The sequence below is a fragment of the Gordonia shandongensis DSM 45094 genome, from assembly GCF_000423025.1.
Taxonomy (GTDB): Bacteria; Actinomycetota; Actinomycetes; order Mycobacteriales; family Mycobacteriaceae; genus Gordonia; species Gordonia shandongensis.
This window is the reverse complement of the sequence record NZ_AUHE01000001.1, coordinates 1-24849: the sequence shown is the minus strand read 5'-3', so window position 1 is coordinate 24849 and position 24849 is coordinate 1. Positions and strand designations below refer to the sequence as shown.

The window sequence follows — 24849 nt, the reverse complement described above, 5'->3', positions numbered from 1 at the left end:
GTGTCTGCGAGAGTCAGTCGGCGACCGCTGACTCAGGCGTTCGGCCGCTTGCCGTGGTTGGCTGCCTTCTTCTTGCGACCGCGCCTCTTCCGTCCGCGCTTGCTCATGACGACCTCCTTTGGATCGTACGTGTCACGTGCGTGGACGATTATTTCATGCCGTCTCGCATCGGCGGTAATCGCCGCCGCGATCCTCCGCACCGAACGCGCGCTCGGTTAAGATGTTCGCCATGGCTGATGACGTGATCAATGAAATCGTTGCGACTGTCCTCGAGGTCACGGCGAAGGCCGGGCAGCGCGTCGAGGTGGGCGACACTCTGGTCCTGCTGGAGTCGATGAAGATGGAGATCCCGGTCCTCGCCGAGGACGCCGGCGTCCTCGACGAGGTGCGGGTGAACACCGGCCAGGTGATCCAGGCCGGCGACGTCATCGCGACCTACCGCCGGTGACGCGCACCGGCGCACGGATGCGGTAGGCGATGGCGACGCTCACCGACCTGCTCGCCGAGCACACCACCCTGTCCGCCGGGGCGGGCGCCCATCTGCAGCGGCTCGTCGCCGAGTGGCAGCTGCTGGCCGACCTGTCGTTCGCCGACTATCTGCTCGCGGTCCCCGACGAGCACGGCCGACTGGTGTACGTGGCGCAGGTGCGGCCCAATACGGCGGCGACGGTGTTCCCGCGCGACGAGGTCGGGCACCGCATCGACGCGCCCGCGAGTCCGCAGGGCGCCAATCCGCTGATGGTGCGGGCCGCCGCCGACGGTCGGGTGGAGCGTGAACCGCAGCCGGCGCGGGTCGGCGGCATGCTGTTGGATCGGGTCGCGGTGCCCGTGGGATTCGAGGGCGGGGTGATCGCGGTCCTGGGGCGCGCCGGAAACGCCGCCGACGCCCGGCCGCCGTCGCCGCTGGAGTCGGCGTATCGCGACGCCGCCGACGCCCTGTGCGCCATGGTGGTCGAGGGGACCTTCCCGCTGACCGAGGCGACCGCGACCGGTCTGTCGACCCCCCGCGCCGGGGACGGTTTCATCCGCATCGACGCCGACGGTGAGGTCCGGTACGCGAGTCCGAACGCACTGTCGGCGGTGCACCGCATGGGGTGGACGACCGATCTGGTCGCGGCGCGGATCGGCGACGTGTTCGCCGATCTGCTCACCGACCCGTTCGAGGCGGCCGATGCGCGGGCGATGATCGCGACCGCGGCCGGCGGCACGCGGGACGCGACGTCCCCGGACGCCGACGTCGCCCTGCGGATGGAGGTCGACGCCCGGCGCGCGACCGTGCTGATCCGGGCCGTTCCGCTGCGTTCGGCGGGCCGCTCGCACGGTGCACTGCTCCTGATCCGCGACGTGACCGAGGTCAAACGCCGCGATCTGGCGTTGATCAGCAAGGACGCCACGATCCGCGAGATCCACCACCGGGTGAAGAACAATCTGCAGAGCGTCTCGGCGCTCCTGCGGCTCCAGGCCCGCCGGTCGGGCAGCAGCGAGGTGAGCACGGCCCTCGGGGAGGCGGTCCGTCGGGTGTCGTCCATCGCGTTGGTGCACGAGCTGCTGTCCGGCAGCGTCGACGAGGAGGTCGATCTCGACGTCGTCGTCGACCGGCTCGCATCGTCGCTGGTCGACGTGTGGCTGCCCGACGGCGGCACGCGTGTCGCCGTGCGGCGCAGCGGCACGCTCGGCGTCCTGTCCGCGGACCTCGCGATGCCCCTGGTGATGGTGCTGACCGAGGTGATTCAGAATTCCATCGAGCACGGATTCGCCCCGGGCCGGGAGGGCGCCGAGATCATCGTCGACGCCGATCGCGACGTCCGGCACCTGCGGGTTCGGGTGACCGACAACGGCGGCGGGCTGCCCGCGGGCTTCGACCTCGCCGCATCGGACCATCTCGGACTGCAGATCGTCCGGACGCTGGTCTCGAACGATCTGCGCGGTCGGATCGACATCGCCGCGGCCCCCGACGGCGCGGGGACCCGCGCCACACTCGACGTGCCCCTGCATTGATCTCGCCCCGATCCCGTGCCGCCCCGATCCCGTGCCGCAGAGAACCGAGTTCGCGGGGCCGATGGACGCCGAGAGCCCCGGACCACTGGGGTCCGGGGCTCTCGGGAAAGCCGTGGCGGGCGGCTCAGACGGCGCTGCGGGCGCGGGTCCGAGCGTTGCGACGCTTGAGGGCGCGGCGCTCGTCCTCGCTCATGCCGCCCCAGACGCCGGCGTCCTGACCGGTCTCCAGCGCCCACGACAGGCAGTCGGCGGTCACCGGGCAGCGCTGGCACACCAGCTTGGCGTCGGCGACCTGAGCGATGGCCGGGCCGGAGGTGCCGACCGGGAAGAACAGCTCCGGGTCCTCGTCGCGGCAGATAGCCTTGTGGCGCCAATCCATTACTTACTCCTTCTTCGCACAGCGGCGTCGTACGCGCGCTCGCGTCATCGTCAGGCAGACCTGGGGTTGTGCAATCGAGTTCACCTGGCTTGGGGCGCAGGACGTCGCTTGGCAGGGGGTGCGTGATTGCGTCAACAACTGTTGTACTACTGTGTGTCGCCCGTTGGCTATAGGTGAGCGACGAATGCCGGATAGATCACAAGGGGTTGGCAACAGGCCGAACTCATGCTTACCCGCCGGTAGCGGGTGGCTTAACCGCCCGCGGGAGGGGCGACGACGTCCAGGACGTCCCGGCGGTAGCCGAACTCCAGTCTCCGGTGAAGTCCCAGGTAGTCGCCGTCCATCTGGACGTCCGCGGGTTCGGGCGAGGTGAACGTCACCCACTCGACGTCATCGTCGCGGAACAGATGGCGGGCCTTCGGATCGGTCCCCGCCAGGAGCCGCGAGCCGAGGACGAGATTGCGGGGCACCGACACCGAGGTGGCCGCGAAGATGCCCAGCCCGCTGTCGAAGTCGGTGCCCGGATTGGTCTGGATCCGTCGGGTCCCCAGGTAGGTCCACGGTCCGGTGTTGCTCACGAAACCGAACCGAACCCCCTCGATCGGCTCACGCTCGGGCACCTCGACGGTGAACGTCGGGGGCGTGATCGACGGCCGGAAGAAGGAGCCGAGGGTGGTTCGGAAATACCGGCTCGCCGTCGCCTTCTTGCCGCGGTGCCGCTGATCCTCCATCTGGCGCACGACGATCGCGTCCATCCCCATGCCCGCGTTGAACAGGAACCAGCGCCCCAGCGTGTGGCCGAGACTGATCGAGCGGCGCGCACGGTCCTCGATCATCGACATCAGCTGCGCGGTCGCGATGAGCGGGTCGCGGCTGATCCCGAGTGCCCGTGCGAACACATTCGCGCTGCCCCCGGGAACCACGGCGAGAGCCGGCAGCGACGACGGCGACCGGGTCGGGGAGTCCGGTGCGCCGAGGATGCCGTTGGCCACCTCGTTGACCGAGCCGTCCCCGCCGTGCACCACGACGGCGTCGTAGCCCTCGGCGGCCGCACGCGCGCCGAGCTCACCGGCATGACCGCGGTGAGCGGTGTGCTCGACGTCGACCTGGAAGCGGGAGTCGAGCGTGTTCGCCAGCGCATCACGGCCCTCGGGCGTGGTGAAGGTCGCGAACGGATTGGTGACGAGCATGACGCGCACGATTGACAAGGTTATCCGGCCCGGGGCCGGTGGACGCCCGCGGGGTGCGGAGCCATAGGCTGGAGGGGTGAGCAGCACCGAGTCCCCGCAGCGGCCCCCGGCGATCCCGTCCACCCTTCGCTGGGCTGGATACGTGACCGCCGCGCAGGGCGTCGTCGGACTCGTGGTCGCCGCGATCTATGTGATCCGCGAGTTGGCGGGGCACCACGAGGACGCCATCAGCGGGTACGGCTCGGCCGTGTGGTTCGTCGTGATCGGAGGCGGCGTCCTGGCCGGCGGGATCGCGTTGATCCGCGGCCACCGCTGGGGGCGCGGACTGTCGGTGATCGCGCAGATCCTGCTGCTCCCGGTCGCCTACACCCTCATCACCGGCAGCGGACTCCCGGCGGTCGGCGTCCCCGTCGCCGCCGTCGCGCTCGGCGTGCTGGTGCTGTTGTTCGCGCCGGCGTCGATGGCCTGGCTCAACGACGAGGACCTGCCCCCCGACGCCTGAGTCCGACGCCTGAGTCCGGTGCCGTGACGGACGTCATCGTAAGGTGGTGGCCATGACGCGCACCCTAGCCATCGCGAATCAGAAGGGCGGCGTGGCCAAGACCACGACCACGGCGTCGGTCGGCGCCGCGCTCGCCGCCGAGGACGTCGCCGTCCTCGTGGTCGACCTCGACCCGCAGGGGTCGTTGACGTTCTCCCTCGGCCACGACCCCGACCAGCTGTCGGCGTCCGTACACGACGTGCTCATCGGGGCGGAGGAGGTCGCCGACGTCCTGCTCGACACCGAGGACGGCGTGACGCTGCTTCCGGCGACGATCGATCTCGCCGGCGCCGAAGCGCTGCTGCTCATGCGGCCCGGACGCGAGTACGCCCTCAAGCGCGCACTCGGCGAGATCGCGCAGGACTACGACGTGATCCTCATCGACTGCCCGCCCTCCCTGGGGGTCCTGACCCTCAACGGTCTGACCGCCGCGGACGAGGTGGTGGTTCCGCTCCAGTGCGAGACCCTGGCCCACCGAGGCGTCGGCCAACTGCTGCGCACCGTCACCGAGGTCCAGCAGATCACCAACCCCGACCTGGCGATTCTGGGCGCGGTGGCCACCCTCTTCGATGCGCGGACCACGCACAGCCGCGATGTCCTCGCCGACGTCACCGACCGCTACGACCTTCCGGTGCTGTCGCCGCCGATCCCGCGGACCGTCCGGTTCGCGGAGGCCTCGGCCTCCGGATCGTCGGTGATGCGGGGACGCAAGAACAAGGGGTCGGTGGCCTACCGGGAGCTCGCGGCCAACCTGCGGGCCCATTGGGCGGGCGCTCCGCTGGAGACCTACGAGGCGCCGGTCAGCTGACCGGGCGCCGGGACCGGCCGGCTACTCCGCTTCGGCGGCGTCGCCCAACACGACCAGCTGATCGCCGCGTTGTTCGGCGATGTACGGGCCGAGGACCCGCAGGCTGACCGGACCAGTGGAGCCGGCACGGTCGACGGGGATGACGAACTCCTGGTGGCCGTCGAAGACCCGTCGCACGCTGATGCCGCCGGGAACGGGGACGAGCAGTTGACCGGCCATCACCGATCCCGGGCCGAGGGCGCCGGGAACCTGAAAGACCACGCGACCCGAGGACGCGTCGAGGACCACGGTCGAGGATCCGGTCCAGTACGAGACCACGCCCTGATCGGTGATCGGCGTGCTGTCGGCGGGAGCGCCCGGTGCGCCGACGACCGGGAACTGCGTCTCGGGCTGCGCATCGGAGGCGAACAACCGCACGGCGGGCCCGGGATCCGAGTCGTCGGCGCGTCGGTCGGTGCCGCCGTCGTAGACCGCGATCGCCGAGTCGGTGGCCGCGATCAGCCGCGGCGGCGGCCCCGACGCGGTCGTCGTGATGAGCGCCGACCCCCACTCGCGGATCTTCTCCTCACTGGTGAGGCTCGCACCCATCACCGACAGGCGGTACCCGAAGTCGCCGTCGCAGCGTTCGATCACCGCGACGCGGTCGCCGCCGGACACGGCGGAGTGGATCCGGCACCCCGTGCGGTCGGGGGCGACGCCCGCGGCGCGCGGGGCGGACTCGCGCCCGTACGCGATACCGCGGACCAGGTTCGACCCCCAGGTCTCCAGGCGGGTGGGCCCCCACTGGAGTGCGTAATTCGGGTCGTACGAGAGATGGGCGACGTCGTCGGCGTCGCTCGTGCGGGCCGCATGTCGGATGCCGTCGGCGGCCCGGATCGACATGACCTCCCGGCAGCCGGCGGAATTCCGGTACACGGAGATCACCGTGTCGTCGCCACCGGGCCAGGCCGCGGTCGTCGCGCACAGGGCCCGGTCGCGCCGGTACGTCCAGAACGCGTCACCGTCGTGCGGGCGCCGCGCCGTGACGGTGCCGTCGTCGGCGGTGACCAGCAGGTTGCGGCTGACGGCGGGAACCGCCGTCGCGGACGATGCGGCGTGCCACCGGACGCTCACGGCCCGCGGCACCGTCTCGGCGGGCAACTGCACGTCGGCGGTGCCCTCGGCGGGTGTCAGGTCGCTGTGCCGGGCGGTGCTGGTCGCCCAGAAGACGACGCCGACCGCCACGACGGCCACGACGATGAGCGCGGTGACGATCAGATCGGTGCGCGTCCGTCGTTCCGGAGTGAGCCGTCCCATTCTGGCCAGGATAGGCGAGATCAGTCGGTCGACGTCGACGGCGCGGCCGCACCGTCGGTCCTGGCGCCGGAACGGCGACGGCGGCGACGCCGCGGACGACGCCGCGCCTCACCGTCCCCGTCGGACTCCGGCGCGGACGCGGCGGGACCGTCGGTCTTCGGCGCCGAACCGCTCGCCGCGGCGGCGCCGCCGTCGACGGACTTGCCGCCGCGCGTGCGTCGGCGATTGCGCTTGGGCCGGTCCGGACGCGGCTCACGGCGTTCCCGACGCTCGTCCGAGCTGCGGGTGGTGCCGCCGATCCGGCCGGTGGCGTCCGCGGAGATGCCGAGCTCCTCGCGGAGGTGTTCGGAGGTCGAGTAGGTCTCGACGGGCTCGGGCGTGCCGAGACCGAGAGCCTTGTCGATGAGCGACCAGCGGTGCAGTTCGTCCCAGTCGACGAGGGTGATCGCGATGCCCGTGCGGCCGGCGCGGCCGGTGCGACCGATGCGGTGGACGTAGGTCTTCTCGTCGTCGGGGCACTGGTAGTTGATGACGTGGGTGACGTCGTCGACGTCGATGCCGCGGGCGGCCACGTCGGTCGCCACCAGGACGTCGACGGTGCCGTCCCGGAACTTGTTCAGCGCCTTCTCGCGAGCGACCTGGCCGAGGTCTCCGTGCACGGCGCCGACGGAGAAGCCGCGGTCGGCGAGGTCGTCGGCGACCTTCTGCGCCGTGCGCTTGGTGCGGGTGAAGATCATGGTCGCGCCCCGGCCCTCGGCCTGCAGGATGCGAGCGACCAGTTCGGCCTTGTCCAGGGCGTGCGCGCGGTAGACGTACTGCGTGGTGCGCTCGTGCACGGCCGAGTCGTTCGCGTGCTCGGCGCGGATGTGCGTCGGCCGGTTCAGGAAGGTCCGTGCGAGCGTGACGATCGGTCCGGGCATCGTGGCCGAGAACAGCATCGTCTGACGATCGGCGGGCAGCGCCCCCATGATCCGCTCGATGTCGGGCAGGAATCCGAGGTCGAGCATCTCGTCGGCCTCGTCGAGCACGAGGACGGCGACCTTGCCGAGCACCAGGTGGCCCTGCTGCGCGAGGTCGAGGAGACGTCCGGGCGTGCCGACCACGACGTCGACGCCGGCCTGCAGCTCGGCGATCTGGTGCTCGTAGGGGCGGCCGCCGTAGATCGAGGTGATCGCCAACGGCCGCACGGTGCCGTCGGCGAGGGTGACGTCGACGCCCTTCGCCGCGGTCTCGAAGTCCTCGGTGACCTGGACGCACAGCTCGCGGGTCGGGACGATCACCAGCGCGCGCGGCGTGTTGTCCAGGGCGCGCAGACCGCTGTCCTCGGCGTGGATCAACCGGTGCATCAGCGGGATGCCGAAGCCGTAGGTCTTGCCCATGCCGGTGCGAGCCTGACCGATGAGGTCGGAGCCGCCCAGCGCCAGCGGCAGCGTCAACTCCTGGATCGCGAAGGTGTGGGTCTTGCCGTCGGCCTCGAGGGCGGCGACGAGTGCGGGGTCGACGCCGAGTTCGGCGAAGGTCGGGGCGGCGTGGTCCTCGGCGACGATCGTCGTCCGGATGCCGTCGCCGTCGACGGCCTCGGCGGTCGGCGGCTGTGTGGACGCAGGGGTGTCGGTGGTCATATTCGGTTCAAAGCCTCTCAGTGCAGTCGTGCACGCACACAAGAGGATCCACGGGGTCCTGATCGTCAGCGGTCGCATCGTCGGAATCGGATGCCCCCGACGGATCAGGCCCTCGGCGTAGCCCTTCGCAGGTGCGCGCTCAAGGTCGGACGCAGGGCGCTGGAATCCGCTCGATCACCGCGTCGTCGTACGCGCGATGGACGGATCGGCCCCACGTCTGGTCCTGAGTGTACCGCTTTGCCTACTCTGACTTGCATGTCGAACAATGAGGCGGCCATCCGCAAGCTGTACGAAGTCCTGCTCGCCGGCGAGTTCGCAGCCTGCTATCGACTGATCGACGAGTCGTCGATGGCCCCGACGACCGGCGACCGAGTCGCGATCGCGCGGTTGATCGCCGCCGAGATGGGACACTTCGAGGTCCTCGCCGACCAGATCCGCGCGGACGGCGGGGACCCCGACGACGCGGTGGTGCGACACACCCGGGTGTTCGATGAATACCACCGGGTCACGATGCCCAGCTCGTGGCTGGAGGTGTTGGTCAAGATGCACGTGGGCGACGGCCTGGCCGCCGACTTCTACGCCGAGATGGCCGATGCGATGCCGGAGGAGGTCCGGCCGGTGATGCGCTCGGTGATGGCCGAGACCCGGTCGTCGCAGTTCGCCGTCGATCAGGTGCGCGCCGCTGTCGCCGCCGACCCGGCGATCGCCTCTCCGCTCGCGCTGTGGGGACGCCGACTGCTGGGGGAGGCCATCACCCACATGCAGTGGGTCCTCGCGGAGGAGGACGAGGTGATGACGCTGCTGTTCGACGGACCCGCCACCCTGCAGAACGCGGCGGACTTCTTCGACAACATGGCCACGCGGCACGGCCAGCGCATGGCCGACCTGTCCCTCGCGTGACGGGTAGGATTTCGAGCCATGAGCGTTGAAGTCAAGATCGGAATCGAGAACAGCCCCCGCGAACTCGCCTTCGTGTCGAAGGACGACGCCGACACGGTGTTCGGCGCGGCGGAGCGGGCCCTCGACGGCACCGACACGGTGCTGTCCCTGGTCGACGACAAGGGCTCGCGAGTGCTCGTGCCGGCCGCGAAGATCGCGTACGTGGAGGTCGGGAGCACCGAGAGCCGTCGAGTCGGATTCGGCGCGGCCTGATCGGAGACCCTCCGATGCAGTGGTCGGGGAGTCTCGACGAGATGCTCGCCGGTGCGACCGGCGACGGAGCGGATCGGGTGCCCGGTGTCGTGGCGGCGGTCGGGACGGCCGACGCCGTCCTGTATACCGGTGCCGCAGGGGTCCGGTCGGCGGCGGGCGACGAGCCGATGACGACCGACGCGATCCTCACGCTGTACTCCACCACCAAGCCGATCACGGCCACCGCGGTCCTGCAGTGCGTGGACGACGGGCTGATCGATCTGGACGCACCGGCGGCCGACTACGTCGCCGAGATCGGCGAGATCGGCGTGCTCGACGGATACGACGCCGACGGGCGGCCGCGCGTCCGACCGCCGACGGCGCCGATCACCACGCGGATGCTGCTGCTGCACACCGCCGGGTTCGCGTATCCGTTCTTCGACGAGGACTACCGGCGGATGGTCGCCGACGGCCACCATCCGGACATCGCGACGGCGACGCGCGCCTCGCTCGCGACGCCGCTGCTGTTCGACCCCGGGACGCGCTGGAACTACGGCGCGGGAATGGACTGGGCCGGACGTGTCGTCGAAGCCGTCCGCGGGCAGCGGCTGGGCGAGGTGTTCGCCGAACGCATCTTCGCGCCGTTGGGGATGGTCGATTCGGCGTTCGAACTCACCGACGCGATGCGCGAACGTCGGGCGACGGTGCATCGACGACGATCGGACGGCACCCTCGCGGCCACCCGGATCGGGATGCCGGCGACTCCGGAGCTCCACATGGGCGGCCAGGGGCTGCACGGCACGGTCGGCGACTACCTGCGATTTCTGCAGATGTGGTTGCGGAACGGCGCCTCCGCGGACGGTGTGCAGATCCTGCGTCCGGACACGGTGGCCTGGGCCGTGCGCGACGGCCTCGCGGACGGGCAGCGGGTGACACCGCTGCGCGGCGTGGACCCGGTGATCGCGTGCGACGTCGAGTTCTTTCCCGGCATCACCAAGGGGTGGGCGTACGGGTTCATGACCACCGACGAGCAGGCCCCGACCGGTCGGAGCGCCGGTTCCCTAGGTTGGGCGGGGCTGGCGAACCTGTACTTCTGGATCGACCGCACCGCCGGTGTGGCCGGCATGTGGGCGACGCAGCTGCTGCCGTTCGCCGACCCCGTCGCGCATCGTGCCGCGCTCGACTTCGAGACGGCGGTCTACGAGACGATCGTGCCCGGCCTGTCGGCCTGATCGGAGCCGGGACGCTCAGGCCTCGTCGACGGCCTGCATCGGGACGCCGGACAGCCCCGCCCACAGCAGGGTGACGGTGGTGTCGACGGCGTCGGCCTTGTCGATCGGCCGGTCGGCCTCCACCCAGTAGCGGGCGTTGACCTGGCTCGCACCGACGAGTCCGGCGGCGAGCATCCGCGACCGGTGCGGGTCGAGGCCGGAATCCTGCATCACCAGCCCGTGCACGGCGTCCACGCAGGCCTCGCTGGTGCCCTCCACGCGACGGGTGACCGCGGGATCCATCGCGTCGGACGCGAAGATCAGCCGGTAGCCGGAGTTGTCGTCGTCGATGAAGTCGAAGAAGGCCTGCACGGCGGCCTGCACGCGCTGCCGGTTGTCGCTCGTGGTGAGCAGGGCCGCGTTGACGGCGGCGACGAGCTTCTCCGAATGCGAGTCGAGCACTGCGATGTAGAGGTCGAGTTTCGACGGAAAATGCTGGTAGAGGACCGGCTTGCTGACTCCGGCGTGGATCGCGATCTCGTCCATGCCCGCGGAGTGGTAGCCGCGTTCGACGAAGATCTCGCTGGCGGCGTCGAGCAGCTGCCGACGGCGCGCACTGCGCGGCAACCGAGTCGCCGTGCGGGATGCCGCGGTACGGGACCCGGAGCTCGGTGCAGGCGTCGAGGGGGTGGGAGACGACATTCCTCGAGGGTACTCGCCACGTCTCATCGGGCTCCCGCGGAGTGCCGGATCACAATGGGTTCAGCCGTCGCCGGGGGTGGATACCCGGTGTCGACGGTGATCTATGAGAAAGTTGTCGCGTGACCGGTACACCAGAACGAGGGACGACCCGTCCCCGACGCCCGCGGCCGGACCAGCCGCTGCGTGCCCGCTGGGATCCGACGGCGGACGGCGCCCCGTCCGCCGCGGGCCGATCCAGACGCGATCGATCCGCCGCCGAGCGCGGACGCGACGACCGCGAGTCGGGTGCCCGGGGCTGGCTCGTCGCAGCCGTGCAGACCTACGGGTGGCGGATCTACGCCGTCCCGGTCCTCCTGGCGCTCACCATCGCACTGCTGGTCGTGACGATCCAGGGCGGTGGGACGGCCTCGCCGTCGGCAGGCGAACCCACCGGCGACGCCGTGCGCAACCCGAAGGTGCAGGAGGAGACCACACCGATCGGTGCGCCGAAGGGCGACATCCAGGAGGCGGCGCTGCCCGCCGGCGCGCTGCCCGGCGGCGGGCCGTACACCGCGAAGGGCGAGAAGACCTACCGGGTGATCCGCGGCACCGGCGACCGTGTGGGCACCGGCGGCCAGGAGTTCACCTACACGGTGGAGGCGGAGAACGGTGTCAAGGCGTCGCAGTACGGCGGCGACCGCACCTTCGCGGCGATGGTCGACGCCACGTTGGCGAACCCCAAGAGCTGGATCGGCGGCGGCAAGGTGTCGTTCCGGCGCATCGACTCCGGCGACGCGGATCTGCGGATCTCACTGTCGTCGACCGAGACGACCCGTGAACTGTGCGGATACCAGATCAAACTCGACACCTCGTGCTACTACCCGCCCGACAAGCGTGTCGTGATCAACGAGGCGCGCTGGGTGCGCGGTGCGATGGCATTCCAGGGCGACGGGCTCACCTACCGGCAGTATCTGATCAACCACGAGGTCGGTCACGGTATCGGTTTCGAGCGGCACAAGCCGTGCGCCGAGGACGGCGCGTTGGCGCCGATCATGATGCAGCAGACGTTCGGGACCGCCAATTCGCAGGTCATCGCGCTTGACCCGGAACTCGGCGACGCCGACCGGACCCTCGTGTGCCGCCCCAACGCGTGGCCGTACCCGGACAAGTAGATGGCGTCGCTGCCGCCGCTGGTGGAACCCGGCGACGACCTGACCCGCGAGGAAGTGGCGCGGTACAGCCGCCACCTCATCCTCCCGTCGATGGGCGTGGTCGGTCAGCGGCGACTCAAGAACGCCCGCGTGCTCGTGATGGGTGCCGGCGGGCTGGGCTCGCCGACACTGATGTATCTCGCGGCCGCGGGGGTCGGGACGCTCGGTATCGTCGACTTCGACGAGGTCGACGAGTCGAACCTGGCGCGTCAGATCATCCACGGCACCGCCGACGTGGGCGGGCTCAAGACCGAGAGCGCCCGCGACTCGATCGCGCGCATCAATCCGCTCGTCGACGTGCGTCTGCACTCCGAGAGGCTCACGGCCGCCAACGCCGTCGACCTGTTCTCCCGGTACGACCTGATCCTGGACGGCACGGACAACTTCGCCACCCGCTACCTGGTCAACGATGCCGCGATCCTGGCGCGGCGACCGTACGTGTGGGGGTCGATCCTCCGATTCGAGGGGCAGGTCGCGGTGTTCTGGGAGGACGCGCCCGACGGTCGCGGCGTCAACTACCGCGATCTGTATCCGCAGGCGCCGCCGCCCGGGGCCGTGCCGTCGTGCGCGGAGGGCGGCGTCCTCGGAGTGCTGTGCGGGTCGATCGGGTCGGTGATGGGCACCGAGGCGGTCAAGTTGATCTGCGGGATCGGCGAACCGCTGCTGGGCCGGATCCTGCTGTACGACGCGCTCGCGATGTCGTACCGGACGATCGGCATCCGGAAGGACCCGATGGGCGAACGCGTGACCGCACTGCTCGACGAGGACGAGTTCTGCGGAGTCGTCTCCGATGAGGCCGCGGCGGCTGCGGCCGACGCCACCGTCACACCCGAGGACCTGCGAGCGGCCCTGGCCTCCGATGCCCCGCCGCTCGTCGTCGACGTGCGCGAACCGGTGGAGTTCGAGATCACCAGAATCGACGGTGCGGTCCTCGTCCCGAAGAGCGAGATCGTCGAGGGCCGTGCGTTCGGCGACCTTCCGCGGGACCGTCGGATCGTCCTGTACTGCAAGACGGGCGTGCGGTCGGCCGAGGCGCTCGCGGCGCTCAACCGGGCGGGATACGCCGACGTCGCACACCTGGGCGGCGGCATCGCGGCGTGGGCGGCCCGCGTCGAGACCACGATGCCCCGGTATTGAGCCGTCGGGGCCGGGCCGGGCGCGCGCACGGCGGTGTCGTTGCCCGAGATGTGGCGGCGAACTCGGTAATCTGGCGTCGTGACCACCATTGTCGAGCCCGCTGAACAGGTGTTGACCACCTTCGGCCTCACGGCGCACCCGCCCATAGCCATGGACGGGCTCCGCTGGCGCGTGGGCGAAGTGGTCCTGACGTTGGTGCCGGATCATGCGCGCGCCGCATGGTCGGCGACGGCCCGCGAGAACCTGTACGTCGAGGGGATGCGGATCGCACGCCCCATCCGCGCCACCGACGGCCGCTACGTCGTCTCGGGCTGGCGCGCCGACACCTACGTGGCGGGCAGTCCCGAGCCGCGGCACGACGAGGTGGTGGCCCTGGCGGACCGCCTGCACCGGGCGACGGCGTCCTTCGAGCGGCCCCGTTTCCTCCTGCAGCCGCCCGCACCGCCGTTCAACGACGTCGACGTCTTCGTCGCCGCGGACCGCGCCGCGTGGGAGGAGGTCCCGCTGCGCAGCGCCCGTGCCGCCGGGATGGCCGAACCCACCAGCGAGGACGCGCAGCGGAGCATCGCGGAGTTGAAGATCCTCGCGGGCCTGCGCAAACCCGTCGACCTGCCGTCTCAGGTGGTGCACGGCGACCTGTTCGGCACCGTGCTGTTCGCCGGCGCCGCAGCCCCCGCGATCACCGACATCGTCCCGTACTGGCGTCCGGTGTCGTGGGCCGCAGCCGTCGTCGTCGTGGACGCCCTGGCCTGGGGCGGGGCGTCCGAGGACTTGATCGACCGCTGGTCGGACCACCCGGAATGGCCGCAGATGCTGCTGCGCGCCACGATCTTCCGGCTTGCGGTGCACGCGCTGCACCCGCGGTCGACGTCCGGAGCCCTGCCCGGACTGCTCCGGGTGGTGGACCTCGTCCGCATGATGGTCTAGGCGGGGCACTACGGCGGACGGTCCGGCGCCGCGCGAGTCGGCACAAGGGGGAGAGATGAGGATCAGGGGATTCGCGGCGATCGTCACCGCAACGGTCGGGATCATGCCGGTGGTCGGGTGCGCGGACGCCGACGTCGACGAAGACGCGGCCGTGCCGACCTCGTCGTCGGCGCAGCGAATCGAATCGACTGAGTTCGACGGGATGACCGTCGGTGAGCTGAGGAACGCGCTCTGGGGTGGGAGTCAGCGACGGAACGTCGGGTCGTTCTCGACGAACGCGGTGACCGACCTCTTCCTCGGGATCGGCACGGATTTCGATTCGATCCTGGTCGAGGACTCCTTCATCGTGGTGTCGGCGTTCTTCTGTGAACCGCGACAGGCATACATCTACGCGGTCGACGACGAGAGGACGACGGGGACGTCGCCGTCGGCGGAGTTCATCGAGTGGGAACGCGCTCAGGCAGCGAGTCCGATGTGCGACGGCAGGCGTCCCGCGCGGACCGTCGGGGCGAGGTGACGGCAGTGCGACACGGATCGCTCACGGGCCGGCCGGCAGTCGGTGCTCGCGCATGTCGATCCGCCCGTCGACGACACCGACGCCCTCGTCGCGCAGCCGTGCCAGCTGCCGGGCGGCGATGCCCGCGGCGGGTCGCCCCGACGCCGGAACCACGCGGTGCCACGGGAGGTCGGCGGAATCGGTCCGCATGATCCAGCCGACGATCCGCGGGCTCGTCAGCCCGGCGTCGGATGCCAGATCACCGTAGGTCCGCACCCGGCCCGCCGGGATCGCGGCCACCAGAGCGCGGACGGCCTCGACCTGCTGCTCGGTCACCGGCGCCATGACACTCGTGTTTCCGACACCCGTGTTTCCGACACCCGTGTTTCCGGCACCCGGGACCCCGACGTCCACAACTCCGAGACCAGATCGGCGCCGAGCGCGGGCGCCAGGAACGGCACCATGTGCTCGGTGTCGACGTGACGGATCTCGACGGTGCCGGCGCGCTGCTCGGTGCACGCGGCGAGGAACTCGGGCCGTACGAACGGCGGGTCCACGCGATCGGCCACCACGATCCGCGTGGGAATCCCGGGCGGAGGCAGGCGCAGGCGGCCGGTCATCTCGCTCCAGGCCGTCGCGGTCGCGGGTGCCGACACCCGCCATGTGACGCCGCCGTCGCCGTCCGGAATCAGATGGGTGCGGATCTCCTCGTCGAGGATGTCTGCGGGAACCTCGTTCCACCCCTCCATCCGTTTGGCGGCTGCGGCCGCCTCGGCATCGGCATGCCCCCAGTCGCGGACCACCGACTCGGCGATCGTCCGAGTGAACGCGGGGTCGAGCCCCTGCGCCGGGTCGAGCAGCACCAGGCCCGCGACATCGTCGGGTCGGGTCTCGGCGAGGGCCAACGACACGGCGGCCCCGTACGAATGGGCCAGAACCACCAGCGGCCGCGCCGCGACCGGCACGTGCGCGTCGATCACCGCGCCGAGGGCCTCGGCATGATCCTCCGTGCGCCACGGCGGCTCCCACGGCGAATGCCCGTGGCCGAGCAGATCCGGGGCGATCACCCGGACCCCGGGCAGGTGATCGTCTGCGAGCCGCCGCCACCGCCCGCCGTGGCCGGTGAGCCCGTGGACCGCCAGGACGTGCGGGACGTCGGGCGACGCGGGACCGAAGAGGTGGGTGTGCAGCGTGCGGACGCCGGAACTGGGCATGCTCCCGACCATAATCGGCATCGGCGACCACGATGCGGCCGGACGACGGTCGGCCCGGCCGGACTCCCGGCGGGAATGTCGGAGCCACGTGCTTCCATGGGGGCATGACCAGACCCGGAACCCGCCTCGTCGCACCGGCCGCACCGGCCGACGCGACCCGCCGGTGGCCCGCGTCGGTCGAACCCGTGCTGACCGGCCCCCACGTGACCGACCCGGAGCATCCCTGGCGGCCGTGGCGGGTGCACGGCGGCCCCGGGACCGGAAAGACGTCGCTGATCGTCGACGCCGCCGTCGCACGCCTCCTGGATCCCGCGGTCGAACCGGAATCGGTCCTCGTGCTCGCCGCCGACCGCCGGGCCGCCGCGCGGCTCCGGTCGGAGGTCACCCGGCGTGTGCTGTCGGCCGGCGGCCGTCTCGGTGGTGCACTCCGCGAACCGCTGGTGCGCACGGTGCACTCGTACGCTTTCGCAGTCCTGCGGCTGCAGGCGTCCGCGCACGGCAATCCGCCGCCGCGGCTCATCACCGGCTCCGAGCAGGACGTCATGCTCCGCGAACTGTTGGCCGGCGACGTCGAAGACGGCGCGGCGTACTGGCCCGAACGGCTTCGCCCCGCTCTCACGACCGACGGCTTCGCCCAAGCGCTCCGCGACCTGATGATGCGGGCGGCAGAACGGGGGCTGGGCCCTGAGGACCTCGCCGAGATGGGCCGCCGGCACGACCGCCCCGAATGGGTGGCGGCGGGGCGGGCCTACCGGCAGTACGAGGAGGGACTGCTGTTGCGGTCGGCCGTGGGACTCGACGCGCCGCAGGCGAGCGTCACCGCGGTCGACGCCGCCGAGCTCATCGGCTCGGCGCTGTCCGCGTTCGCCACCGACCCGGACGTTCTGCGCGGTCAACGCGCCCGGATCCGGCACCTGCTGGTCGACGACGCCCAACACCTCGATCCGCAGGCTGCCACCCTGGTGCGTCTCATCGGCACCGGAGCCGACTCGACCGTCGTCGCCGCCGACACCGACCAGTCGGTGTTCGGATTCCGTGGCGCCGATCCGACGTTCGCGGACGAGGTCGCCGCCGACGACCCCGACCGAGACGTCGAACTGAGCACGGGGCACCGCTGTGCGCCGGCGGTCGCCGAAGTCGGTCGCGCCGTGGCCGCGCGGTTGCCGGGCGCCCGACCGCACCGGTACCCGGACGCACCCGGCGCGCACGACGACCGGGGCGACGCCCGCGTCGCCGTGTTCGCCTCTGCCGCCAAGGAGGCCACGGCGGTCGCCGACACATTGCGCCGCGCGCACCTGTTCGACGACGTCCCCTGGTCGCAGATGGCGGTCATCGTGCGATCGGTGCCGCGTGCGCTGCCCGCGCTGCGTCGCGCATTCTCGTCGGCGGGCGTCCCGATGGCGACGCCCGTCAGCGACGTCCCCATCCATCAGCAACGGACGGTCGAAGCGTTCACGCTGGTCCTGCGGGCCGCGTCGGGATTCGACCCGCTGTCGCCGCACGAAGCCCAGACGCTGCTGACCGGTCCGATCGGCGGTGCCGACCCCACCGGTCTGCGTCGTCTGCGGCGCGGTCTACGGCGGATCGACGACGCCCTCCCGGACGAGGATCCCGGCGACGGCGGAGCCGAGGAGGATCGGACGCGGTCGGGCGACTCCCTGACGGCGCTGGCGACGGCGCTGCACGACACGGCGGAGATGGACCGATATCTGGCCGGCCTCACCGACTTCGAGTCGATCGCCCTGCGTCGCGTCCGCACGGTGATCGACGCGGCCCGGCGCGCGCACGGCGACGGTGTGGAGGAGATGCTCTGGCAGTCGTGGCAGGCCAGCGGTCTCGAACGGCGCTGGACCGCGCGATCGCTGCGCGGCGGTCGCGGCGGTGACCAGGCGGACCGCGACCTCGATGCCGTCCTGGCCATGTTCGAGGCGGCGGGCACCTTCGCCGACACCCTCCCGGCCGCCGGTCCCGCAGCCTTCGTGGAATATCTGGGCCGACTGCAGATCCCCCGCGAATCGCGGATCGCGGTCGCGGGCGTCGACGCCGTCCAGGTCGTCTCGGCGCACGCCGCAGCCGGTCGGGAGTGGGAGGTCGTGGCTGTCGCCGGCGTCCTCGACGGGCTGTGGCCGTCGCTGCGGAGCCGCGGCAGCGTCCTGGGCACCCCGGCACTGCTGGACCTGTTGAGCGGTGTGGACGCCGACGCCGTCGATTCGATCGCCCGCGGTGCGGTGATGCTCGCCGACGAACGGCGGCTGCTTCTGGTGGCGTGCACGCGCGCGCGGAGCCGTCTGCTGGTGACATCCGTGGAGGACGGCGGCGGCGACGCGTCGCCGTCCCGGTTCGTCCCGGAGATCGCCGACGCGCTCGGCGGTTACGGCCTCGGCGCCGACCCCGCGGGCACCGAATCGGCGAGCAACGACCAGATCCCCCTCGACCGCGGCGTCCGGCGCGTGCTGTCGTTGCCGTCGATGGTGGCCGAACTCCGCTCGGCGGTGGTCTCCGGGGCATCGGCCCCGGACGGCCCCGGCGAGCGGACTCGGGCCGCTGCGGCGCTGCTGGCCGATCTGGCGCAGGCCGGGGTGCCCGGTGCGGCGCCCGCCGACTGGTTCGGACTGATGGGTCCGAGCACCGACCAGCCGCTGTGGTCGCCCGTCGACGGACGCGCGCGCACCCTGTCGCCGTCGAACGTCGAGGCACTCACCCGCTGTTCGCTGCGGTGGATGCTCGAGCGGCACGGCGGCCGGGACGGCGACGCCGAACAGGCCGTCACGGGAACCCTGGTGCACACGCTGGTGCAGGCCGTCGCCGGCGACCTCGACCGCGCCGAGGTCGATGCGGCCCTGCACGAGGTGTGGGGGCGGGTGGCCTCCCCGGCCCGGTGGTACAGCGACCGCGAGCGCGAACGGGCTCGCGGGATGCTCACGAACTTCCGGGACTGGCTCCGCATCTCCCGTGAAGAGCTCACCGAGGCCGGCGTCGAGGTGGAGGTCGACGCCACCCTGCCGGCCGGTGTCGACGAGTCCGGGCACGCACTGTTGCCCGTGCGGATCGTCGGCCGGATGGATCGACTCGAACGCGACGCGCAGGGACGCCCGGTCGTGGTGGACGTGAAGACCGGCAAGACGGCGATCCGGGCCGTCGACGCCGAGGCCCATCCCCAGCTCGCGACGTATCAGCTCGCGATCGCACTCGGCGGCGTCGAGGGGACCCCGCGGGAGCCCGGCGGCGGTCGCCTGGTGTACGTCGCCGACTCGCACCGCAGCACCGGCGCTCCGCAGCGGATTCAGCCCGCACTGGGACCCGACGACGTGGAGGAATGGGTCGGCGTGGTGCGCGATGCGGCGGCGCGGAGTATCGGACCGGTGTTCTCCGCGACCCCGAACAGCGGGTGCGGTCACTGTTCGCTCGTCGCATCGTGCCCGGCGCAACTCCGCGGGAAGACGGTGATCGATGACTGAGCCGACCCCGGAACGGCGGCCGACGATCGGCGCCCGGTCGCTGGCCTCGGCACTCGGGCTCCCGCCGCCGACACCCGAACAGATCGAGGTCATCGAGGCCCCGATGGAACCGATGCTGGTGGTGGCCGGCGCGGGAGCGGGAAAGACCGAGACGATGGCCTCCCGCGTGGTGTGGCTCGTGGCCAACCAACTCGTCGGCCCCGACGAGGTCCTGGGACTCACCTTCACCCGCAAGGCGGCCAGCGAGCTCGCGGCCCGCATCCGTCGTCGACTGTCGATGCTCGCGGGGAGCCCGGCGCTCCTCGACTGGGATCCGGGCGGCCGACTCGCCGCCCGTCTGCGCAGTGCCGATGCCGAGGTGAGCACCTATCACGCCTATGCCGGACGCCTGATCGCCGACTACGGTCTGCTGCTGCCGGTGGAGCCGACGGCGACGCTGCTCAGCGAGACCGAACTGTGGCAGCTGGCCTTCCAGGTGGTGACGACCTGGCCCGGGGAACTCACGACATCGAAAACTCCCGCATCGGTCACCGAGATCGTGCTCCGGCTCTACTCCGAGTGCGCCGAGCACCTCGTGGACCTCGACGATCTGGAGTCGGCTGGAGACCACCTGTATCGGCTCGTCGACACCCTGCCCAAGGCTCCGCGACAGCGCGCGGAGCCGACCCGGACGCTGCGGCGATACCAGGAGGTCATCGACGAACGCCGCGAGCTCATCCCGCTGGTGCGGGCCCTGAAGGACGAGATGACGGCTCGGGGGGCTCTCGACTTCGGCAGCCAGATGTCGCTGGCCGCACGGCTGGTGAGCACCCATCCCGAGGTGGTGGACGCCGAACGCTCCGGCATCTCCGCGGTTCTGCTCGACGAATACCAGGACACCGGCCACTCGCAGCGGATCCTCCTGTCGGCACTGTTCGGCGGTCACGCGGTCGGCGGACGCCGGCCGGTCGCGGTCACCGCGGTCGGCGACCCCATCCAGTCGATCTACGGCTGGCGCGGCGCCTCGGCCGCCAACCTCCCGCGGTTCGCACGGGACTTCCCGCTGGCCGACGGGCGCGACGCGCGGCGTCGGGAACTCCTCACGAGCTGGCGCAACTGCGTCGGCGCCCTCTATCTGGCCAACCGGACGTCGGAGGAGTTGCGGCGTCGCGGGGTGCCGGTGAGCATGCTGCGTCCGCGGCCCGACGCCCCCGAGGGCACCGTCCGCCTGGCGCTCACCGAGACTGTGGTCGATGAACGCGTGTGGATCGCCGACCGGATCGAGGACTATTACGTCGCCGCCGGACGCGACGGTACGGCGCCGCCGACGACGGCGATCCTCGTGCGTCGCAACGAGGACTCGGCGCCCGTGGCCGCCGAACTCGAACGGCGCGGAATCCCCGCCGAAGTGGTCGGCATCGGCGGGCTCCTGCACGTCCCCGAGGTCGCCGACATCGTGGCCACGCTGCGGTTGATGGCCGACCCCATGGCGGGCACCGCGGCCGTGCGGCTTCTCACGGGCGCGCGCTGGCAGCTCGGTGCCGCCGACGTGGCGGCACTGTGGCGGCGCGCGCGGGAACTGGCCGCGGGGTCGGCGGCTCCGGCCACCGGGACCGTGACGAGTCGCGAGGAACTCGACGAGGCGCTCGACGCCGTGCTGCCCGGGGAGGCGGTCGACTCGGCGGGCCTCAGCGACGCCCTCGCCGACCCCGGCGACGAGGAGCGGTACAGCCGTGCCGGATACGAGCGGATCGTCACCTTCGGTCGCCAGCTCGAGGGCCTGCGGCGGCGCATCGGCCAACCCCTCCCCGAACTCGTCGCCGACGTCGAGCAGACGATCGGCGTGGCGGTCGAGGCGCAGATCCGGGCCCGTCGGATGCGCGGCGAGGTGACCGGTCGCGAACACCTCGACGCCTTCGCCGAGTACGTGACGCACTACGCCGACCGTCCCGGGGCCACGCTGCCGGGACTGCTGTCGTTCCTCGACGTCGCCGAGACCGTGGAGAAGGGGCTCGAAGCCGGTCGCGTGGAGGTGGCTCAGCAGCGGGTGCAGATCCTCACCGTCCACGCGGCCAAAGGACTGGAGTGGGATGTGGTGGCGCTACCGCACGTCGCCGACAGGATCTTCCCGAGCGGGAAGGCCGAGACCACGTGGCTGGGGTCGGTGGGCGAGCTGCCGGCCGACCTCCGCGGAGACCTGGCCACCGACGGACACGAGGGCTTCCCCGTGCTCGATCTCACCGCCGTCGCGGACCGCAAGGAGTTGGAGACCGCGATCGACGAGCACAAGACGGCGATCGGCGAACGTCGCCTCGACGAGGACCGCCGCCTGCTGTACGTGGCGTTGACCAGGGCGAAACAGACCCTTCTCGTGTCGGCCCACCACTGGTCGGAGTCGGGGGATCGGCCGCGCGGCGGATCGGAGTTCTACACCGAGCTCGCCGCCCTCGTCGCCGACGCGCCGGCCTCCGGTGACGTCGACCCCGGTGCGATGCGCATCGACGTCGACGCGCCGCCACCCGAGGAGGGGGCGACGAACCCGCTGACCGAACACCAGGTGAGCGTCGCGTGGCCGCCGGACCTGCTCGGTGACCGACGGGCTCCGATGGAGGCGGCCGCCGAGCTGGTCACCGAGGCCCGCGCGGAGCGGGCGCTGTTCGCAGTGCCGACCGCCGAGTCCGCGGAGTCGGGCGATCCGGAGATCGACGCGTGGCGCGCAGAGGCGGCCGTCCTCCTCGAGGAGCATGCGGCGGCGTCCGATCCGACGGTCGACGTGGAACTCCCCGGGCATCTGTCGGTGAGCCAGCTCGTCGAGCTCGACACGGACGATGCGGCGTTCGCGGCGCGGCTCCGCCGACCGGTGCCCTTCCGCCCGAACCCGATGGCGCGGCGCGGTACGGCCTTCCACGCCTGGGTGGAACGACGGTTCGGTGCGACCAGGCTCCTCGACGTCGACGAGCTGCCCGGGGCCGCCGACGCCGCAGGCGGTGCCGCCGAGGACGATCTGGATCTGCTGCGCGCCAAGTTCCTGGCGTCCCCGTGGGCCGACCGCACGCCGCTGGAGGTGGAGGTCGGTTTCGAGACGGTGATCGGTTCCAGCGTGGTTCGTGGACGGATGGACGCGGTGTTCGCCGACGGCGACGGTGCCCTGGTCGTCGACTGGAAGACGGGCGCGGTGCCCGAACCCGCTCGGCGGGACGCGCTGTTCGTCCAGCTGGCCGCCTACCGTGTCGCATGGTCGGAGTTGTCGGGGCTGCCGTTGGAGAGGGTCCGTGCCGCGTTCGTCTATGTGCGGCACGACTTCACGCTCGAACCGACCGATCTGCCCGACGCCCAGCGGCTGGCGCAGATGCTCGCCGCCCGGACCGCGCCGACATCGTGACGCCATGCAGTAGCCTGCCAATCGTGAAGTCAGTGCAGGCACGAGGGCGTGGGGCGACTGATGCGTAACCGGTTGCGGCGGCGCGGCGGACTCGTCGACGAGCCGGATTACGCGCTCGTCGGGGTCATCCGGATCCCGGAGAACGAGAAGAGCCCCGCCCGTGCGATCGGGCGCCGCGTGTTGTTCGCGCTGACGGCGCTGCTGGTCTGCTCGGTGGTGGTCTATCTCGACCGCGACGGGTACATCGACGCCAAAGAAGGCGAGATGACCTATGTCGACGCCCTGTACTACTCGGCGGTGTCACTGTCGACCACCGGTTACGGCGACGTCACGCCGATCACCGAATCGGCCCGGCTGGTCAACATCATCTTCATCACCCCGCTGCGCGTTCTGTTCCTGATCGTCCTCATCGGAACGACGCTCGAAGTCCTGACCGAACGCTCTCGGCAGGCGATCAAGATCCAGAACTGGAGGAATCGGGTGCGCAATCACACGATCGTCATCGGCTACGGGACGAAAGGCCGCACCGCCGTCGACGCCGTGATCGCCGACGGCGGCAAACCGGCGGAGATCGTCGTCGTCGACAAGGAGCAGTCCGCGCTCGATGCCGCGGCGGCGCACGGTTTGGTCACCGTCCGCGGCGACGCCACCAAATCGGATGTGCTCCGGCTCGCGGGTGTGCAGCACGCCTCGGCGATCGTGGTGGCGGCCAACCGCGACGACACGGCCGTCCTGGCGACGCTCACGGCGCGCGAGATCAACTCCCACGCGAAGATCGTCGCGGCGATCAACGAGTCGGAGAACACGCACTTGATGCGGCAGTCGGGGGCGAACTCGGTGGTGGTGTCGTCGGAGACGGCGGGCCGCCTCCTCGGAATCGCGACGATCACCCCGTCGGTGGTCGAGGTCGTCGAGGATCTGTTGAGCCCCGAGGAGGGGTATGCGATCGCCGAACGCGAGGTGGAACCGTCGGAGACGGGTGGCTCGCCCGCGCACACCCGGGACCTGGTCCTCGGCGTGACTCGCGGCGGAAAGCTGTACCGGGTCGGTGACCCGGAGGTTGAGGAGATCGAGGCCGGCGACCGGCTGCTGTACGTGCGGCAGGGCGGCCCCGCCTGATGGCGGGGTTCGAGCTGCGCACGTCGCCGCCGTTCACGCTCGCCGACCTCGACCGCGCGGACCTCATTCGCAAGGACGCCGAGGCGGTGTCGGGTCGATGGGCCGACGGTCGGATCCTCGAGGTCGATCACCGCGGCCGCTATGCGGTCGACGCCGGCGGGGCCCTCCGCTGGTCGGCCGCGGTCGGTCGGGCCGAGAGCCCGGTTCCGGGTGCGGTGTTCCTGTGTCTGGATCCGTCCGACGGTGTCGGACTGTGGGCGATCCGCGTCGAGGAGATCACGGGTCCGGCCGGTGATCCGCGGGTGGGACCGCTGTCGCTGTCGGCCGACGAGGCGGGAATCCTGGCGATCGCGCTCGGTCTGCTGAACTGGCAGCGCACATCCGCGTACTCGCCCGTGGACGGGACTCCGCTCGAATCCGCCGAGGGCGGTTGGGTGCGGGTGAACCCGGCGACGGGCGTCGAGGAGTATCCGCGGACGGATCCGGCGATCATCGTGGTGGTGCACGACGGTGCCGACCGCGTTCTGCTCGGCCGCCAGTCGGTGTGGCCGGCCGGGTGGTATTCCACGCTCGCGGGGTTCGTCGAGCCGGGCGAATCTCTCGAGCAGTGCGTTGTCCGCGAGGTGTTCGAGGAGTCGGGCGTGCGTGTGCGCTCTCCGCGCTATCTCGGCTCGCAGCCGTGGCCGTTCCCGCGGTCGTTGATGCTGGGGTTCGAGGCGGTCGGTGATCCGTCGGCACCGATCGTCCTGGCCGACGGCGAGTTGGGCGATGCGCGCTGGTTCCATCGCGACGATGTGCTCGCCGCTCTCGACCACGCGGACGACTGGGGTGTCGGCGACCCGGTGGGGCCGCTGATGTTGCCGGGAGCGATCTCGATCAGTCGGTCGCTCATCGAGAGTTGGGCGCGCGCACCGCGTTGACGAGCCGGGCCCGTTCATCCCGGCGCTGGTGGTTCTGGTGGTGGGTCGGGGTCTGTGGTCGGGAGGAGTTCTGCGTGGTGGATGGTGTTGATCTGCCACCGGTGTGGTCCGCCGGTGCCTGTTGTGGTTGGTGGGGTCGGTCGCCAGTG

23 protein-coding genes are annotated in these 24849 nt (G+C 71.2%); 15 read left to right on the top strand and 8 right to left on the bottom strand.

Going from position 1 to position 24849, the window contains the following annotated elements; all coding sequences use genetic code 11:
- Positions 1-32 precede the first annotated feature (32 nt).
- Positions 33-107: a 50S ribosomal protein bL37 gene (locus G528_RS18925; RefSeq protein WP_425402201.1), complete on the bottom strand. Its 75-nt coding sequence runs from the start codon at positions 105-107 to the stop codon at positions 33-35.
- A gap of 122 nt (positions 108-229) precedes the next feature.
- Between G528_RS18925 and G528_RS0100110 the strand changes: the two genes are divergently transcribed.
- Together G528_RS0100110 and G528_RS0100105 are read left to right on the top strand one after the other, a co-directional pair.
- Positions 230-448 carry a biotin/lipoyl-binding carrier protein gene (locus tag G528_RS0100110; RefSeq protein ID WP_026917187.1) on the top strand — a complete coding sequence of 73 codons (219 nt, stop codon included), beginning with the start codon at positions 230-232 and terminating at the stop codon, positions 446-448.
- A 29-nt stretch (positions 449-477) separates the two neighbouring features.
- The gene (locus G528_RS0100105; protein ID WP_026917186.1) at positions 478-1998 is read left to right on the top strand and encodes a sensor histidine kinase; all 1521 of its coding nucleotides are present in this window, start codon (positions 478-480) and stop codon (positions 1996-1998) included.
- Between the two features lie 124 nt (positions 1999-2122).
- Here G528_RS0100105 and G528_RS0100100 read toward each other — a convergent pair whose 3' ends face one another.
- Complete coding sequence (locus G528_RS0100100; protein WP_008375855.1) at positions 2123-2377, bottom strand: WhiB family transcriptional regulator; 255 nt, start codon at positions 2375-2377, stop codon at positions 2123-2125.
- Between the two features lie 251 nt (positions 2378-2628).
- Positions 2629-3576: a diacylglycerol/lipid kinase family protein gene (locus G528_RS0100095; protein WP_026917185.1), complete on the bottom strand. Its 948-nt coding sequence runs from the start codon at positions 3574-3576 to the stop codon at positions 2629-2631.
- 67 nt (positions 3577-3643) lie between these two features.
- Between G528_RS0100095 and G528_RS0100090 the strand changes: the two genes are divergently transcribed.
- Both G528_RS0100090 and G528_RS0100085 read left to right on the top strand, forming a co-directional pair.
- On the top strand, positions 3644-4069 hold the full coding sequence (locus tag G528_RS0100090) for a hypothetical protein (protein WP_026917184.1): 426 nt from the start codon (positions 3644-3646) through the stop codon (positions 4067-4069).
- Positions 4070-4121: 52 nt separating this feature from the next.
- Entirely contained in the window at positions 4122-4916 is a 795-nt protein-coding gene (locus G528_RS0100085) for a ParA family protein (protein ID WP_026917183.1), read from the top strand.
- Positions 4917-4937: 21 nt separating this feature from the next.
- Here the strand turns inward: G528_RS0100085 and G528_RS0100080 are convergent, their stop codons facing one another.
- Together G528_RS0100080 and G528_RS0100075 are read right to left on the bottom strand one after the other, a co-directional pair.
- Entirely contained in the window at positions 4938-6212 is a 1275-nt protein-coding gene (locus tag G528_RS0100080) for an Rv3212 family protein (protein WP_026917182.1), read from the bottom strand.
- A 20-nt stretch (positions 6213-6232) separates the two neighbouring features.
- A complete protein-coding gene (locus tag G528_RS0100075) occupies positions 6233-7834 on the bottom strand; it encodes a DEAD/DEAH box helicase (RefSeq protein WP_026917181.1) in 1602 nt (533 codons plus the stop codon).
- Positions 7835-8089: 255 nt separating this feature from the next.
- On the opposite strand from G528_RS0100075, the gene G528_RS0100070 reads away from it, so the two are divergent.
- From G528_RS0100070 to acmB, 3 genes are read left to right on the top strand one after another with little or no spacing between them, the layout of a single operon-like run.
- The gene (locus tag G528_RS0100070; protein ID WP_026917180.1) at positions 8090-8734 is read left to right on the top strand and encodes a ferritin-like fold-containing protein; all 645 of its coding nucleotides are present in this window, start codon (positions 8090-8092) and stop codon (positions 8732-8734) included.
- An 18-nt stretch (positions 8735-8752) separates the two neighbouring features.
- Complete coding sequence (locus G528_RS0100065; protein WP_026917179.1) at positions 8753-8986, top strand: DUF3107 domain-containing protein; 234 nt, start codon at positions 8753-8755, stop codon at positions 8984-8986.
- Positions 8987-9000: 14 nt separating this feature from the next.
- Positions 9001-10197: a methyl acetate hydrolase AcmB gene (gene acmB, locus G528_RS0100060; protein WP_026917178.1), complete on the top strand. Its 1197-nt coding sequence runs from the start codon at positions 9001-9003 to the stop codon at positions 10195-10197.
- 15 nt (positions 10198-10212) lie between these two features.
- Here acmB and fasR read toward each other — a convergent pair whose 3' ends face one another.
- A complete protein-coding gene (gene fasR / locus G528_RS0100055; protein ID WP_035718496.1) occupies positions 10213-10878 on the bottom strand; it encodes an HTH-type transcriptional activator FasR in 666 nt (221 codons plus the stop codon).
- A gap of 119 nt (positions 10879-10997) precedes the next feature.
- On the opposite strand from fasR, the gene G528_RS0100050 reads away from it, so the two are divergent.
- The 4 genes from G528_RS0100050 to G528_RS0100035 all read left to right on the top strand — a co-directional run bounded on the left by G528_RS0100050 (position 10998) and on the right by G528_RS0100035 (position 14649).
- Complete coding sequence (locus G528_RS0100050; protein ID WP_026917176.1) at positions 10998-12029, top strand: DUF3152 domain-containing protein; 1032 nt, start codon at positions 10998-11000, stop codon at positions 12027-12029.
- Positions 12030-13205 carry an adenylyltransferase/sulfurtransferase MoeZ gene (gene moeZ, locus G528_RS0100045; RefSeq protein WP_026917175.1) on the top strand — a complete coding sequence of 392 codons (1176 nt, stop codon included), beginning with the start codon at positions 12030-12032 and terminating at the stop codon, positions 13203-13205. It abuts the gene before it with no gap.
- Positions 13206-13283: 78 nt separating this feature from the next.
- Complete coding sequence (locus tag G528_RS0100040; protein WP_026917174.1) at positions 13284-14132, top strand: TIGR02569 family protein; 849 nt, start codon at positions 13284-13286, stop codon at positions 14130-14132.
- 55 nt (positions 14133-14187) lie between these two features.
- Positions 14188-14649: a hypothetical protein gene (locus tag G528_RS0100035; RefSeq protein ID WP_026917173.1), complete on the top strand. Its 462-nt coding sequence runs from the start codon at positions 14188-14190 to the stop codon at positions 14647-14649.
- A gap of 21 nt (positions 14650-14670) precedes the next feature.
- Here G528_RS0100035 and G528_RS0100030 read toward each other — a convergent pair whose 3' ends face one another.
- A complete protein-coding gene (locus tag G528_RS0100030) occupies positions 14671-14973 on the bottom strand; it encodes an MGMT family protein (protein ID WP_026917172.1) in 303 nt (100 codons plus the stop codon).
- Complete coding sequence (locus tag G528_RS15895; protein WP_245569625.1) at positions 14961-15842, bottom strand: alpha/beta hydrolase; 882 nt, start codon at positions 15840-15842, stop codon at positions 14961-14963. Before G528_RS15895 ends, G528_RS0100030 begins: the two co-directional genes overlap by 13 nt.
- Positions 15843-15946: 104 nt before the next feature.
- Here G528_RS15895 and G528_RS0100020 point away from each other — a divergent pair, with 104 nt between their 5' ends.
- The 4 genes from G528_RS0100020 to nudC are packed head-to-tail and all read left to right on the top strand — an operon-like array spanning position 15947 to position 24700.
- Positions 15947-19300: an ATP-dependent helicase gene (locus G528_RS0100020; protein WP_026917171.1), complete on the top strand. Its 3354-nt coding sequence runs from the start codon at positions 15947-15949 to the stop codon at positions 19298-19300.
- Entirely contained in the window at positions 19293-22661 is a 3369-nt protein-coding gene (locus tag G528_RS0100015; RefSeq protein WP_026917170.1) for an ATP-dependent helicase, read from the top strand. The genes G528_RS0100020 and G528_RS0100015 overlap by 8 nt, the downstream gene beginning before the upstream one ends.
- Positions 22662-22721: 60 nt before the next feature.
- The gene (locus tag G528_RS0100010; RefSeq protein ID WP_026917169.1) at positions 22722-23780 is read left to right on the top strand and encodes a potassium channel family protein; all 1059 of its coding nucleotides are present in this window, start codon (positions 22722-22724) and stop codon (positions 23778-23780) included.
- A complete protein-coding gene (gene nudC / locus G528_RS0100005; RefSeq protein ID WP_026917168.1) occupies positions 23780-24700 on the top strand; it encodes an NAD(+) diphosphatase in 921 nt (306 codons plus the stop codon). The genes G528_RS0100010 and nudC overlap by 1 nt, the downstream gene beginning before the upstream one ends.
- Positions 24701-24849 lie beyond the last annotated feature (149 nt).